We start from the raw sequence: 15,447 nt of genomic DNA, 5'->3' as shown, positions 1-15,447 counted from the left end.
GTCTAAGCCTCCGCTGCTTCCAAAACCATATTGGGGGTGATCATTTCACCGTTGGCGCGGTTGACGCGCGTGACCTTCTTCCGCCCGGCAACACGCTCCACCTCCAGTGCCAGTTGTCCCAAATTCATTTCAGGGACGACAATCTTATCCACCGAATCCGCCAGTTCTTCCACTGCCTTTTCGGGGAAGGGCCACAGCGTTTGCGCGGTAAACAGGCTGACCTTTTCGCCTTTGGCGCGCATCTGTTTCATGGCGTGGCGGGCAGTACGCGCTGATGCACCATAACTCAAAATTGCGGTTCGCGCCCCGGTTTCGTAATCGGTCTGGTAGAGCAGGATATCGTCGGCGGTTTCGATCTTGCGGCTGACGCGCTCCAGCCACGGGTCAATTTCATCGAGCCGCTGGGTCGGGAATCCGACCTCATCGTGGAACAATCCGGTGATGTGGTAGCGGTAGCCAAGCCCAAAACCTGCCAACGCCGGCACATCGCCGCGGTCGTTTCGGAAGGCTTTGTAGTTGTCGGGGGTGTCGGTTACGATGCGTTCGAACTTTTCCACTGTGTCGAAATCGGGCAGTTCGATTGGTTCGCGCATGTGACCGATGATTTCATCGGTGAGCAAAATTACGGGGGTGCGATATTTTTCCGAAAGGTTGAAAGCCTTCACCGTCAGGTCGAAGGATTGCGCCACCGAGATGGGACAGAGGACGATGATCTGATGGTCGCCGTGCGTGCCCCAGCGCGCCTGCATCACATCGCCTTGTGACGCCGCTGTAGGCTGACCGGTGGAAGGTCCAAGCCGTTGGACGTTGACCACCACGCAGGGAATCTCCGCCATTGCCGCGTAGCCGATGTTTTCCTGCATGAGCGAGAAGCCCGGTCCACTGGTGGCAGTCATGGATTTCAGCCCGCCGACACGCCCGCCGATAATGGCAGCCATGCTGGCGATTTCGTCTTCCATTTGAATGAATTTTCCGCCCACCTTGGGCAGTTCACGTGACATGACCTCCGCAACCTCTGTGGAAGGGGTGATGGGGTATCCTGCATAGAATCGGCAACCGGCGGCAATCGCCCCCATGGCAATCGCCTCGTTTCCTTGCATCAGTTGAATTGTCAAAGCAGCCTCCTCATAATCTAACCCATCTTTTTGACCACAATCGCCAGATCAGGACAGTGGGTGTCGCAGAAATGGCAGGCGGTGCAGTTTTCAGGCTCGACCACAATGGGATAGTTTCCGCTGGGGTGCATCGCCAACACCTGGGTTGGGCAGAGCACAACACAAATATTGCAACCCTTACACCAAGTTGCAAAAATCTTGACCTCGCCACGCGGTCCCTTTCGGCGGGGCTTTTCTGCGGATTGGTTTTCAGCCGGGACAAATTCGGTCATAACAATCCTTTCTTTTTTTTTACTTTTCATCCGATAATTCATCTTAATGTATATCCTTTTTTTCCTGCAAATGTAACTGAAAAAAGTCCTGATTCTCTCGTTATCAAAAACCATAAAATTCGATGAATTAATAAATGCTGCGTTTACCCCTTGAAAGCAATCTATAACATCCACGGTCCCGTCATGTTTCCCCTGGCGCAAAGCACCAGGGGATTTTCTGTAAATGATATTCAAACTTGATGGCTTGCTACCATCAAAATCACGCCGTCAGTCTGGCTCAAAGGACCAGGATGCTAAAGGATATCATCCGTGCCAGCGCCCTGTATGGCAGGCGGGAAAGCATCGCCCAATCGGGACAGTAATGAATCGGGGATGTATTTCCGCTCCTCCGTCCAAACCGAGCCTAAGAGGCTTTGCCAGGTAGACTTTCAACGTGTATGGTATTCCATCCTCAAACTCGGTGATTGCATCATTGTCATCCTTTCGAGTGCGACTGTCGTCCACTCGCCACCTTCTTGGGTGGATAGCCTGCCGATGCGGCACGAACATTACCTATACCATCAATGGTGAACGGGATACCGTTTATCTGATCAGCTGGTCGAAACCGCCGGATCTGCCCATCGGGAACGCGGGATCTTTTGAAGTGATAGAGCAGGATCTCTGCAAACAGGGTCCAGCGCTTCACATAATGTATCGGCAGTCGATAAATCTACGCTACCTTTGTAAAAGGAGCGCAGTTGTTTGCAGTAATTTTTCTTATTTATTCCTGTCGATGGGTAAAACCAGCCTAACCATGCTTGTTACGGACAGGAGTCTCGATGCAGGTATTTTTGGCACTCTGCCAGTGTAAAGGACCGAGTTAGTCGGGATTTCGCCACGCCGATTAATTCTTCAAGCGACAGGATAAACACTCTTACCGTTCCCTCGCCGCTGGTGACAGCCAAATGTCTTCCGTCGGGGCTGAACTCGAGATCGGGTCCATTGTTATTGCCGGACCACACCAACAATTCATCTGCGGATCCTGCATCCCAAAATCTGACAGTGCCATCAAAACTGATGGTTGCCAGTTGTTCACCATCCGGGCTAAAGGATGCATCCCAAACTGTTGAATTGTGTCCAACTAGCGTTTGGACTATATATGGCTCGTTTGGAATCACTGCGCCGACCATGGAAACATCCCAAATTCTTGCAATCCCGTCCTCATGTGCTGTGACCAATAATTTCCCGTCCGGGTTGAAGTCAGCGTTTTTTACATCTCCGGCGCCTGCCGATAATGTATAAAGCAGTTCGCCCGAGGCTGCTCGCCAGATTCTTGCCGTATCGTCCCAACTCGCCGTAGCCAGCAGGCTTCCATCTGAATTGAATGAGATTCGATGAATGACATCGGTATGGCCGGTAAACAATCGCGTCAATTCACCCGTCTCACCATCCCATAATTTGGCAACTCCATCAGCACCGCCGGTGGCAATAAAGTTTCCATCGGGACTGAACATGACGTCAATATCACCGGCACCATGTGCTATAACAGACCAAACCAATTCCCCTGTATCCGCATCCCAAAGTTTTAGTACCCCACTGTAATCCGCTGTAGCGATCCTCGATCCATCATCATTGAATGTGATGCGCCCCACTTCCGCTGCAAAATCCTGTAAGGCAGACAATCTATTCCCGGTGAATGCGTCCCAAATAACGGCGGTTTCGTCCCAACTGGACGTGGCGATTTTTCGACCATCGGGGCTATAGTCCAGGCTGTAAACGACCTCGGTATGTCCCGAAAGAGTCAGCCATTCGGTCATCCCTTTTGCCGATACATCCCATACCCTGGTGGAGCCATCCACACTGCTGGATGCCAGATACCTTGCATCAGGGCTGAATGTCAGAGAACTGACAATGTCGGTATGTCCGGTCAGTTCGAACAGTAAAACGGAAGATTCCAAATCCCAAATCTTGACAATCCCATCAATGCCGCCAGCCGCAATGTGCCTGCCGTTCGGGCTGATCGCCAATGAATAAATCGGGATGGTTTCATCCAATACAGTTATCTCTTTCCCGTCTTCCAGATCCCATACTCGAATCTTTGCGTCCCGTCCGGCAGTAATGACATGCCTTCCACCCATGCTGTAAACCACAGCCAGCGAGCCACGAGGATGACCGGGCAATATCAGTATATTTTCTCCAGATGTGATATCCCAGATCGTCACGGAGCCATCGGATTCCAAGTCATTGGCAATTGCAAGATATTTACCCATGGAGTCAAAAGCGATACCTGAAGGTGCGGAAAGCATCAGTTTAAGCAATTCATCACCAGTTTTCGCGTCCCAAACCCGCACTGTTCCATCACTGGATGTTGTTGCAATCCGGGTTCCGTTCGGATTAAATATGCTGGCGTTGACCGATGCTGTATGACCTTGAAGAAATAAAACCTCATTCCCCGTGGAAACATCCCAAACTTTGGCTGTTCCATCCGCACTGGAGATGACGATTCTTTTACCGTCCGGGCTGAAACCTACACCCACACCATAAAGATCACCGGAATGCCCCTGCAAAGCGAGTCTCTCCTGCCCGGATGGAAATTCCCGGATGACCGCAGAACTGTTCGGTCCGCTGGATACGATCAAGGACCCGCTCGGATCGAAATCTACCCCATAACCTCCCGGCAGGTTCATCCGCAATCGCGACGCCAATACCGATCTATGCAATGCTTCTTCCGCCTCTCGCGGGACGGATAAGCCAGCTGATCGCGCCTCGGATACTGCAGCCAGAGCGAGTAAAATGCTGAGTTCAGGATCCAGTTCCAGGTTAGAGACCGATGCGGCGGCCAGTTCACGGGAAAAAGCAATCTGGCGTTCGTCCTCCGCTCTTTCAGCATTGACTTGGGCTGTCAGCGCAATCTGGCGCACCCGCTCCCCCAGAAACAAGGCAATGCCCGCCATGCCAAGCGCAAAGAATAGCGCAGCCGTGAGGTAGATGGCGCGTCGGCGCAATTGCGCCAAAGCGCGGGTCTGACTTTCAGATAGTTGCTTTTCGGTATCCGCTCGCTCCTGCTGGGCTTTCGCCAGTTCACGGGCGGCATGTAATTCGCGTTCCTGTTGGGCCTTTCGCTCGGACTCCAATTGTTCGGCCTGTTCCCTTGAAGCCGACAGGAATTCCTGCTCCAATACGCTCAGATCTGATGCGTACTTTTCACCCCACTCGACCGCCTGACTTAATCGGGTGCCTTGATAAAGCTCACTCGGATCACGCTCCGACTCCAACCATACCTGCGCGGCTTCGGTGAGACAACGATGCAGCCTGAGCTCTTCACGATCTTCAACCAGCCAGTTGTGGAGCGTAGGCCATTCCGTGATCAACGCCTCATGCGCGACTTCCACCGAATCTTCGTCGACGGTGATCAGGCGTGCGACGACCAGAATCTTCAAAACAGACTGGACAGCGGACGCTTCACGCGCGGCAGGAAGGAGTTCTGCCAACATCACTCGCCTGCGGGTTCCCTCGACCCCTTCTCCCAAATTGGTAAGCCTCAAAAGGATGTTTTTGGCGATCTGTTGTTGTTCAGATGAAAGTTGGAGGTTAAAGACGGTCTCTGCTGTCCTTGCAATTGCGCTGCGCACGCCTCCGGACTTAACATATCCCTGCAAGGTGAGCGTTCGTCCTTGCCGCCTGCGCCAGGTTTCCAGCAGGGCATGTGAAAGCAGGGGCAACATGCCGGGTTCCCGGATCACGTCACGCAGGATCAACTCCACCAGACCTGGCTCGAAATCCCAACCGCCATGACGAGCCGGTTCTTCAATTACCCGGCGGACCTCCTCCGCACTCATTGGTCCAATGTATATCTGGGCGCGGGTCAATGCCTCACGAAGGTTCGGATACTGCGCGCAGTACGAGTAGAAATCCGCCCGTAAAGTGATGACCACATGGACATGTTCTTCAAGCTCGGCATCCGCAATGGACATCAACACGTCAATAAATTCCCGCTGTTCAGGTTCATCTGCGCATAATGTAAAGAGTTCCTCAAATTGATCAATTACTATTAAAAGCTTGGAAACGCCCTGTCCATCTGAGCTCTGGGAAGGCATCTTTTCCCCGTCCTGCCTCATCCCGGACAAATGCCTGCGAAGATTATGGGCATCCTTCTTCTTGAGATCGACAGATCGAATCTCCGTTTGTAGATGTTGATTGAGTCCCATTGTCAGAGCCTCAAGCGGATGCATGGTCGGGCTGACAAGCACGATTTTCCAATCATGCTTGCTGTCAAGGTTTTTCTTGAAACCCTGCGAATTAAGAGCTGGGATCAAGCCTGCCCGGACGAGTGATGATTTTCCGCTTCCGGAGGCGCCCACAATCGCAACGAAGGAATGTCCCTCCGCTATGTGGCTGTAAATCAGATTGACCAATGTCTCGCGACCAAAGAAATTGTCTGCGTCAACTTCATTGTAATGCTGCAAACCCATGTAAGGCGGCGCGCCGGGCGCGGGGCTCTCGTCTGTTAACGGCGAAGCGATTTGAATTGTTTCGTGATTCATCAAATTGCTGTTTGCCACTCCTCCCGCCTTCAATTCTTCATAAAGGGATTGCGTGGATTCCGACGGCGCCAAACCCAGTTCATTCCGCATTGCTTCTTCGCAACGGCGATATGCCGCCGCCATGTTGCTTAGATCTCCCCGAGCCGCATGCGCCGTCATCAATCCACGATAGGCAGGTTCAGGTACACCTCCCAGGGCGATCCAGCGCTCGCTCCATTCAATGGTTTCCGACCAGTTTTGAAGTTCCACCAGACGGCTTATCAGCGCCCCCATCCTCGCGTCAAATATTGCTCCCAATCTCTCACGTTCGAGAACCGCCCAATCATCATAAAACCCCGGCAACAATTCGCCCTCATACAAGGAGACGATCTCGATCAGCCGGGGAAGGGGCGTATCTTCATGAATCGGCGTTTCAAGTTCGATTACATCCAGTCGATATTCGGAAGAAGCGTTGACCGCAACCGTAATGTCATCCACCAATAGCAGTGGTGAATCAGGGTTCCCATTGGCATCCAGGCTTTTACGAACCCGCCACAAAGCCTGGCGGAGATTATTCCGCGCATTTTCTTCGGAGGCATCGGGCCAAAACAAACCCGCCAGTTTCTCGCGCCGAACTGCTCTGCCTGCATAGATGAGTAAATATGCAAGAAGGGACTGTGCCGGACGCGAATTTATTTGAATGGGAACCCCATCCAAGTTAACTGAAAATTGCCCTAACAATCTAACTTCGAGCACTCGGCACCTTTTCTTGACTTGAAAGCGGTTGATGAAAAGGAAATAATGTCAAATCAGGTCGGTTTGGTCATTATATCAGCCTGTGTGTTCCCTATAAATGCTAAATTAACGGCTCTGAATACACTTAAAAACACACAAGCTCTACACTTCGAGCAGGTTTTCAAAACAACGATATTTGGAGGCGCCTATGAAGTAAGTTATATTCCACCAAGACAAGATTGAAATCCAAAACGTTTTTAAAAATAACCAAAGGAGATTAATAAAATGAACGCCAGTCGTTTAATAAAAGTTGCAGCCGTGATCGCCCTACTCGTTGTGGGATTTTTCACTGTGCGCGCGATGTTGAACACGAGGGAGATCGTTTCCTCCGTCCCTGATAACACCCAGGTACAGCCAACCAATGTGACTGTGATTGAAACCGAAACGCCCGCCCCTGTTGAAGCAAAAGATCCTGTTCGCATCGAGGCGAATGGAGAGGTTCCCTTCTATGCCCGTATTGGCGAAAATGAGACATTCTCCAACGGCGAATGGACAGTCATCGTCTTCTATCGCTCCCCGGATTGCATCCCAGCCGAGTTCAACCTGAACCAGTTCTTCCATTTTCCAGACAATGACGGTCCGGGCGCGTTTGCCTGTACTCCGCCCACTACCACATCCATCGAGTATTGGGCGAATGGTCCGCAAACCGATCCTGCCCCTCTCATTGCAGAAATGACGGGGCGGGGGGCTGTGCCTGTTTGGTTTATCGCCCAGTCAGAAGTCGAAGCCGCCCTGGCGGATGGTGTTGTGACCATTGGCGAACTCACAGAGTCACCGTCCCTGCTGAAGGGCGAAGCCGCAACCTACACAGAACTCCTGCATCCCAGTCAATCGAACGCGCAATCCCTGATCCAGTTCACAGCCGAAGGCGCGCTGGAGGATGGTCGTTCATTTATGGTGGACGTCAGTTATGGCGCCCCGGATGTGGCAGATCACACTATAATTGAGATTCAATAGGTGTGGTTGTTCGAATATCATAACGCCTTCACAAATCAAGGCGTTATGATATTCAAGCCAAGCATTCCAAAGTAGACCATTATCATCGCTTTCATCTCACAACCACAATCGGATATGTACGACGGGGTCCATATCGGTATGCAGGTAAGAATTCCTTCCTACTTCACTACATAACCAGCATAACAACCAAATATGGGATGAAACAAAAAAATAAGGATAATTAGCTCTATGACGAGATATACTCATCTATGGGTATTCGATTTCACTCTCATAAACGATCATGCCCTACTCCCCTGCTCTGAAGCCGGGGAATGAGCGTTTATTGCAACAGGGCGACTCGAAATTGAGCGCCCTGTTGTCATTTTCTGAACTGGATTTATTGGCGAGATCACCCAATATGGGTTGCTAAGTCTGAAATGCATTTAGATGGGACTGATTATCGTGCCGCCTCGATCATGTTTTGAATTGCCTCTACAACCAAGCCGGGTTCATCCACCTGAACATCGTGACCCGTCTGCGGGCTGGCGATTATCAACTCACTGTTTGTCGAAAGGGAAGCAAGATATTTCTGCATTTCGAGCCAACCTGTTTCCTCCTTCGCCAACTCCGCCGGGTCTTTGCTGCAACTATTGCAATACCCGTGGACAATGATCGTGAGCGGCAGATCGTCAAGGGAGGTTTGATGCTCGCGGCTTTCTGCCCAAATGACCGGCAAGGCAGCCACTTCAAGCGCACCGGCTTCTGTCGTTTTGACCATCATCGCCTGAATGGCCTCCGGGACGCCTGCTGGCAGTGTCTGATACCCCGGCTCAGATGGGAATAAGGCGCTTATGCCCGTCACCACTTTGATCAACCCTGTATCAGATAAGGTTTTACTGGCTCCAATGAACTGTGACATCAATTGCATGTATGCCGTTCCATCCATGTAGGTTGCCAGTTTTCCATCTCCCGAATCGACTAGGATGATTCCAGCGACTTCATCGGGATATTTGTACTGATACTCCCGGACGAAGATACCGCCCAGTGAATGACCAACGAGAATATATGGACCTTCGATCCCCGCATTTTCAAGCAAGGTATGCAATTCATCTGTGATGACATCCGCGGTGCGCGGCTTGGGGCTGGGTTCGCTCCAGCCAAGCCCGGCACGATCATACGTACAGATGCGGGCGGATTTCGCCACTTCACCCTGTACCAACGCCCACATCAAGCCGACACTGCCTGAGCCTGCTTCCACGATCACGACCGGCTCGCCAGGCTGCGAATCGCCTGTGCAATACAAGTGCAGGCGATAACCACCCACATCCACCATCTGCCCAATGGGTGGATAATTCTTGGCAAAATCACGTTTGTTATTTGCGCCAGCAGCCAGCGCTGCGCTGACGAACAAAACGATCAATGCCACCAGGGCAAGGAAGATTCTCCCCAACCAGAATAGAAAGCCGCGCTTTTTGTTCGTTCGAGTTGTTTTCATTTTGATTCTCCTTTTTTGATTTGATTATGAACATTGTAAAAATTTCATCTTCAAACCGCATCGGAGCATTAATGTGAATCGATTAATACAAAAGACCGCCTTTTATGGCGGTCTTTATCGTTCAAATGACGTAGGTCAAACATCCTGATTCATCTGTGTTAAGAGATATTGCTCCAGGCTGGGTTCGTTTGGATTATTCAACATCGTATCCACCCACGCCTGACGTTCAAAGGCAAGCAGCGCCGCATCCCACACGCAGGCGGTGAGACCCGTTGGGGTTCTGTATTCGAGCTTTTCCACCTCCTCTTTTGGCGAAACGAAGACGTGATGATGAAGTTCGTTCTCATCCGCCCAAAAATCGACGAAAGAAAAGATCGCGCCGCGTCCATCGTTGATGCCGATAAAGCCCACGTTGTAATGCGGTTTATCTTTGGCGACCTCCTGCAAGTGTTTCCACAGAACGGCTTTCGATGTTTCGACCACATATGTCCGCGCCAACGGCATTTGATAGGCAAGGCTGTACACTTTCAGCCGCCAGCCATCTTTTTCCCACAATTCCAAAAAACGGATTGGGCGTTTTTGATACGGCTCAACCAACTTGAACATGGCTCATCTCCTCTTTTCTGATGGGTAAAGATTCCTCTATTTGAATTTTACCCATCATTTCCAAAATGGATTCGATGACGATCTCCGGCTGGTCGAACATGATGTTATGCCCGCTTCTTTCGGCGACGATCAGCCTATCCCGCTTCGACAGGGACAGAATCTGCGCCTGAAGTTTTTTCCATGCAGATTCGTAGTCATCACGCACCTGCTGACCGAGAGATGGTGGCACAGCGTTCTCGTCGAGTTGCCCGTGACGGATGACGGTAAGCGGCAAATCTCCAAGAGTTGAGACGGGCTGGGTCTCTGCTGCGTAGACAGTTTCAGTTTCGGCGATCATGGCTTCGGCATGGCTGTTGCTGGATGCCATCACACCCTGCATGTTTGCGACAAGTTCCTTTGAGAGTTTTCCGTTATCGCCGATCTGAACAAGGTCAGGTTTGAGCGCAAATATACCAAGTTTGCTCATCAACTTCATCACGCCCATCATGCCTTTCATCGAATTGACCATCTTCACCAGGGCTTCAGGGAAGTGCTTCATCTGCTGTTCGTGCGCGGAATCCACCAGCACAAGCCCGGCAACTTCGTTAGGATATTTAGCCGCGAATTGTCGGGCGACAACTCCGCCCAGGGAATGCCCCACCAAAATGAAGGGACCTTCGATATTCGCATTGGTCAAGAGTGTGCGTAATTCCTCCGCCATCACATCGGCGCGGCGCGGCTTGGGGCTGGGGTCGCTCCAACCGAGTCCTGCACGGTCATAGACCACAACTCGGGCGACCTTTGCAATCGCAGGGCGGACAAGTTCCCAAGCGAGACCAATCCCGCCAGCTCCAGAGTCGAAGACGACGGTGGGCGTCCCTTCGCCTTCGACATGCATGTGCAAACGATAACCGCCGATGTCGATCATCTGCCCTATGGGCGGATATTTTTTATTGAGGCGGCGTTTGGAGAGAAAGCCCAGAGCGAAGAGAAACGTCAGGGCGGCAGCCAGCAGGCTCAAAGTCCAGAAAAGAGGCATAGGGTTCATGTCATTGTTCCTTGTCTTGTAATAGGGCGGACAATATTCCGGTTACGCTGGATGGCGGCATTCCTTTGATAAGGATGGCTTCAGAGTATTGGGGAATGAACTTCCAAACTTGCACATCGTCGACGAGCAACACACGCTTGGTATGCGGCGATAGTTGGTGGATTCGTTCGAGCAAAATTTCGGGCTGACTGCCCAACAGAATCATGTCGATCAGAGCGAGGTGATGGCTTCTGGCTTCGATCTGGGTGAGCGCCGGTTTCATGCTTCGGACAATATCCACTTCTCTGATCTGCGGCATGGCTTTCAATAAAGCGCTCAGACCGTCTTCGAGCGGGGTCGAGCGGGTGACGATGAGCGCAAGGTGTTGTTCCATATTCATAGGATATTCGTTTTGATTCATTGGCACATCGGCGGTTTTGCAGATTTGCCCTGCGACAAATGACGTATCCGGTCACCGCATTGACCGTGTGATCTCATTCGCGATCCCTTCCGCATCACTGCCCACGCCGTGGATGATCGCCGAAGCGCGCGAGGTCTGCCATGGACGACCGATGAAAAACAAATTCCTAACAGGCGAAACGCCGTGTTCATGCACAAAGTTTCCATGCACGTCTTTCACTTCGGGGATGTTCACCCAATCCGAATCGTCCTTGTAACCGACCGCCCACACCACCGAATTGACCGAAACGCTGGCGCCGTTAGCAAATGTCACAGTGTTCCCTTCTGCGTGGGTCAACTTAGGCGGGATCTGAATCCCTTTGCGGCGCAGGTCGTCGAGGCTTCTTTCGCGGTTGGGGAAGGCATCTGCTTTGCGTAATTTTTTGCCGACGAAACTTTCAGAAGGCGCTGTGAGAATGCCCAGTTTTTCCAGCCACCACCAGGTGCTGATTCCCAAAATCCTTTCAGGGACGAGACGGCGCGGCTTGCCTGTGGCAAGAAAGACCGTATGCGACGCCGCCAATTCACTGGCGATATCGCGCCCCGTTGCGCCATCCCCCACAACCACCACAGTCCCTGCAAGGATCTGCGAAGGGTTCTTGTAACTCTCCGCGGAAAATTGCTGAACATGACTCGACAAATCCTTCGAGGCTGGCGGGACGATAGGCGTTTGAAATCCGCCATTGGCAAGGATAACAACCTGCGCCTCAAATTCCTGACCGTTGACACTGGTCGCGCGGAAATGGCCGTTCAAACGTTCGAGCCTTTTGATTCCCATGTTCATCTCGAGTGGAAATCCGAAATGCCTGGCATAGGTTTCAAGATAATCGGCGAATTCATCTCGGCTGGCATAGCCCTGCGGGTCGCCCTGCAAAGACAGCCCTGGCAGGGCGCTCATCGCGCGCGGTGTGAAGAGCGTGAGCGAGTCGTATCGGCGGCGCCAACTGTCTCCAACGCGCACCCCGCCGTCCACAAGCAGGAAGCGGAGAGGGGTCTGCTTCAAGTGATAACCCATCGCCAGTCCCGCCTGCCCGGCGCCGATCACGAGAACGTCAATTGATGTCATGGCTGTCTCCTTGAAATGCCTCCAACGCCGTTCTGAAAGCGGCGTTGGATGTTGCGAATTGAAAATTACTCGGCGGGTTCCGTCATCACGGTGTTGGCTAGCTTGCCATCTTTCGGGAATGCCATGATGAAGCGAATTTTGGCATTTTCGAACTGGCAGGTGAAGACCCAACGGACGGAGTCAGCGCGGGTGCTTGGAGCCATTTCAGCCGAAAGGATGGACTGGAACTGCCCGACCTGACCGAGCGCTTGTTCACGATATTGCAGGAAGGCTTCTTCGTTGATGGCGCCTTTCAGGTCATCGTCCCAATCGCGGCTCCAGGCAGCATAGTCTCCGGTGTTGAAAGCGTTAAGGGCATTCTCCGCGATGGCGGTGGCTTCGGCTTCGGTGAGTGCGGAGGTGACTTCGCCAGCATTGGCAGGCGCGCCGCCGCACGCCGTAACGAGCACGGCAACGATCAAGAGGACGAACAGGGTGGTGAATTTTGTTTTCATTTTTTTATCTCCTTTGGTTTGATGTTTCGAGTGTACGGGTTGACATCCATTTCCACATCGGCGGAGTGTCTGGAACCGCCTCAATCAAAAGACCGCCTTTTCAGCGGTCTTGGGTACGGCATATGACGTAAGATTATTTCGCGGGACGATACCCGCCGATCACTCTGCGGGTATCGTCCACTGTGATAAAGGAGGCGGGGTCGATCTCATGAATACGTTTCAACAGGGTATCCAGATGTTTGCGTTCGACAATCGTGCCGACGATGCACACGGGACCGGATTCCCCAAAACCCTGAAACTGAGTCACGCCGTAACCCGCCGCGCGCATGGACTCTGTCAGTTCCGTGCTTTTGTGCATGGAAATCGTATGCACTTCCACCAAGCCGAATGCCAGTCGGCTCTCGACCCACATTCCAAGCCAGGTGCCTGCTGTGTATCCCAGCGCGTACCCAGCGATGTTCCATGGGTTATCGAGCTGCCCCATCACCTTTCCCATGGCAGTAAGCCAAACCGTAACTTCGATAAGACCGAGCAGAGTTGCCCACGTCCGCAGACCGCGTACCATGAGAACGGTTTTCAAGGTTCCAATGGGAACGTCCAGGAGGCGCAGACCAAAGACAAGGAATGCGCCGCCCAATGATTTCCAGGGAATCTGCATGAATAATCCATTGAGCATGTCCGATAGGCTTCCAATGTTTAAAAGAGCGAGGAGGATCACAGCAACAGCGCCAATGAGTCTGGGAAACGCAGTTTTTTCTTTGGGATTGAATTTGAAAAAGGGAATTGTGAACGTCATGTCGGTACACTCCTGTAAATAAAGTTGAGTAACGATACAACGTCTGCGTGAATACGCCATCGGCGGAGTGACCTGAACTCGATAAAACAAAAGACCGCCTTTTCGGCGGTCTGGGTAAGACAAATGACGTAGGGCTTACAACGAAGCCAGTCCTTCTTTCAACGCATACAGAGCGGCTTGGGTACGGTTCGCCAACTGCAGTTTTGCGAGGATATTGCTTACATGTGTGCGGACAGTCCTTTCGCTCACGACCAATTTTTCCGCGATCTCATCATTGGTAAGTCCCTGAGCAACAAATTGCAGAATTTCCACTTCACGCTCCGTGAGGGGGCTTTCCGTTTTGGGTTTATCGGCTGGAGGCTGCTTCAACTCGCGAATCAACTTGCTGGCGATGCTGGGGTGCAGTGACGATTCACCGTTATACGTATTGCGAACCGCATTCAATAATTCCTGCGGCGATGAATCCTTGAGCAGGTAACCCAATGCGCCCGCCTTGAGCGCGGCAAAGACCTTTTCATCGTCCACGAAAGAGGTCAACACCAAGATCTTTGCTTCTGGAAATTGTTTTTTGATCTCGGTGATCGCGCCAATGCCGTCCAAACGCGGCATCATCATATCCAGCAAAATAACATCAGGCTTCAAGGCGCTGACCTTGGATACGGCTTCCAATCCGTCACTGGCTTCAGCCACCAATTCAAGCCCCGGCTCGGTGGCGATCAATGTGCGGAGTCCTTCGCGCACAATGGCATGGTCGTCTGCGATCAGAATTCGAATCGTTTCACTCATGGCACCTCTACTCAAAAGGAATCTTCACCGAAATCTTTGTCCCTGCTCCATCCGATGATTCAACTTGAATCATCCCGCCAAGTTTTTCTGTCCGTTCGCGCATGTTGGAAAGCCCGAACCCGCCTTCATTGCCCAGCGCTTTCACATCGAAACCGCGACCGTTATCGCGGATCTCCAATTCCACCCCAGCTTCATCGGACTTCAGATTAATGGTCAACGAACCTGCCATGGCATGTTTAAGTGAATTATTCAACGCTTCACTGGCAATGTAAAACAGACCCTCTTCCACCAATACCGGTAATTTCGTTTTGACATCCGCCTGAAAATCGACTTGGATCCCCGAACGTTTTTCAACGGCATCGAGACGGTTCTGGAGCGTCTTCACCAGCCCATCCTGTTCCAACGCCTGTGAACGCATCTCATAGACGAGCAGACGCATCTCTCTTAACGATTGCTGGGCGGTTTCTCCCAAACGTCCGGCATACGCCTGAACCTGATCCAGGTCTCCGCTGTTCGCAAGACGGCGCACAGCCTCCGAAAGAAGCGTCAGACTGTACAAGGTCTGGGCGACAGTATCGTGCAAATCACGAGCGAGGCGTTGACGTTCCTCGATCGCCGCCTGCATCTGCGACTCCGCCAGATTGACGCGGGCGGTCACATCCACCATCGCGCCGATCATGCGCAGCGCCTTGCCGTTCTTATCATAAATAAAATACCCGCGGTCGATGACATGGGCATAACTGCCATCGGCTCGCAGGTAACGATATTCCATGGACCAGTATTTAGCTCGATTCTGGATCGCCTCTGCCACGCTTGCAATCGCACCTGCGCGATCATCAGGGTGGACGTGATCTTCCCACCAGGTGTGCGTCATCACATCTTTATCCGCGTAACCGAACAAAGTCTGCAACCCGTGGTTCCAGCGCGTTTCACCAACTACGATATCCCAATCGTAGATGGCATCGGCAGAGACTTTCGCGATGAGCTGAAGTTTTTCTTCGTCGGTGAGGAAAGACCTGGGCGTAATTTCAGACTCGATCGTGGACGGTTGCATTTTGACTGACATAGCGTGGCATTATACTCTGAATAAAATCAACACAATGCAATTGGTTCATTTGT

Annotated in this window: 13 protein-coding genes; 1 reads left to right on the top strand and 12 read right to left on the bottom strand. The window is 52.0% G+C overall.

Annotation, left to right across the window (positions count from 1 at the left end):
• Window positions 1–2: 2 nt before the first annotated feature.
• From HS100_11850 to HS100_11840, 3 genes are all read right to left on the bottom strand, one after another.
• Complete coding sequence (locus HS100_11850; GenBank protein ID MBE7434601.1) at window positions 3–1,100, bottom strand: 2-oxoacid:acceptor oxidoreductase subunit alpha; 1,098 nt, start codon at window positions 1,098–1,100, stop codon at window positions 3–5.
• A gap of 32 nt (window positions 1,101–1,132) precedes the next feature.
• The gene (locus tag HS100_11845) at window positions 1,133–1,417 is read right to left on the bottom strand and encodes a 4Fe-4S dicluster domain-containing protein (GenBank protein MBE7434600.1); all 285 of its coding nucleotides are present in this window, start codon (window positions 1,415–1,417) and stop codon (window positions 1,133–1,135) included.
• Window positions 1,418–2,187: 770 nt separating this feature from the next.
• Window positions 2,188–6,645, bottom strand: a complete 4,458-nt coding sequence (locus tag HS100_11840) for a PD40 domain-containing protein (protein MBE7434599.1) — start codon at window positions 6,643–6,645, stop codon at window positions 2,188–2,190.
• A gap of 264 nt (window positions 6,646–6,909) precedes the next feature.
• Between HS100_11840 and HS100_11835 the strand changes: the two genes are divergently transcribed.
• On the top strand, window positions 6,910–7,641 hold the full coding sequence (locus tag HS100_11835) for a hypothetical protein (protein ID MBE7434598.1): 732 nt from the start codon (window positions 6,910–6,912) through the stop codon (window positions 7,639–7,641).
• A gap of 436 nt (window positions 7,642–8,077) precedes the next feature.
• Here the strand turns inward: HS100_11835 and HS100_11830 are convergent, their stop codons facing one another.
• The 9 genes from HS100_11830 to HS100_11790 form a co-directional block, all read right to left on the bottom strand.
• The gene (locus HS100_11830; GenBank protein MBE7434597.1) at window positions 8,078–9,115 is read right to left on the bottom strand and encodes an alpha/beta hydrolase; all 1,038 of its coding nucleotides are present in this window, start codon (window positions 9,113–9,115) and stop codon (window positions 8,078–8,080) included.
• A gap of 135 nt (window positions 9,116–9,250) precedes the next feature.
• Complete coding sequence (locus HS100_11825) at window positions 9,251–9,721, bottom strand: isochorismatase (protein MBE7434596.1); 471 nt, start codon at window positions 9,719–9,721, stop codon at window positions 9,251–9,253.
• Window positions 9,705–10,748, bottom strand: a complete 1,044-nt coding sequence (locus HS100_11820) for an alpha/beta hydrolase (protein ID MBE7434595.1) — start codon at window positions 10,746–10,748, stop codon at window positions 9,705–9,707. The genes HS100_11825 and HS100_11820 overlap by 17 nt, the downstream gene beginning before the upstream one ends.
• Window position 10,749: 1 nt before the next feature.
• Window positions 10,750–11,121: a hypothetical protein gene (locus tag HS100_11815; protein MBE7434594.1), complete on the bottom strand. Its 372-nt coding sequence runs from the start codon at window positions 11,119–11,121 to the stop codon at window positions 10,750–10,752.
• A gap of 78 nt (window positions 11,122–11,199) precedes the next feature.
• Window positions 11,200–12,252, bottom strand: a complete 1,053-nt coding sequence (locus tag HS100_11810; protein ID MBE7434593.1) for an NAD(P)-binding domain-containing protein — start codon at window positions 12,250–12,252, stop codon at window positions 11,200–11,202.
• 65 nt (window positions 12,253–12,317) lie between these two features.
• Complete coding sequence (locus tag HS100_11805; GenBank protein ID MBE7434592.1) at window positions 12,318–12,746, bottom strand: DUF3887 domain-containing protein; 429 nt, start codon at window positions 12,744–12,746, stop codon at window positions 12,318–12,320.
• Window positions 12,747–12,879: 133 nt separating this feature from the next.
• Window positions 12,880–13,542, bottom strand: coding sequence for a DUF2179 domain-containing protein (locus HS100_11800; GenBank protein MBE7434591.1), 663 nt, complete (start codon window positions 13,540–13,542; stop codon window positions 12,880–12,882).
• A gap of 135 nt (window positions 13,543–13,677) precedes the next feature.
• The gene (locus tag HS100_11795) at window positions 13,678–14,328 is read right to left on the bottom strand and encodes a response regulator transcription factor (GenBank protein MBE7434590.1); all 651 of its coding nucleotides are present in this window, start codon (window positions 14,326–14,328) and stop codon (window positions 13,678–13,680) included.
• A gap of 7 nt (window positions 14,329–14,335) precedes the next feature.
• Complete coding sequence (locus HS100_11790) at window positions 14,336–15,394, bottom strand: PAS domain-containing protein (protein ID MBE7434589.1); 1,059 nt, start codon at window positions 15,392–15,394, stop codon at window positions 14,336–14,338.
• Between the last annotated feature and the right edge of the window lie 53 nt (window positions 15,395–15,447).

It is taken from the genome of Anaerolineales bacterium (assembly GCA_015075725.1).
In the GTDB taxonomy this organism is placed as follows: domain Bacteria; phylum Chloroflexota; class Anaerolineae; order Anaerolineales; family Villigracilaceae; genus Villigracilis.
Note: the sequence above shows the minus strand (reverse complement) of the source record. Positions and strands in the feature narration are given on the sequence as shown.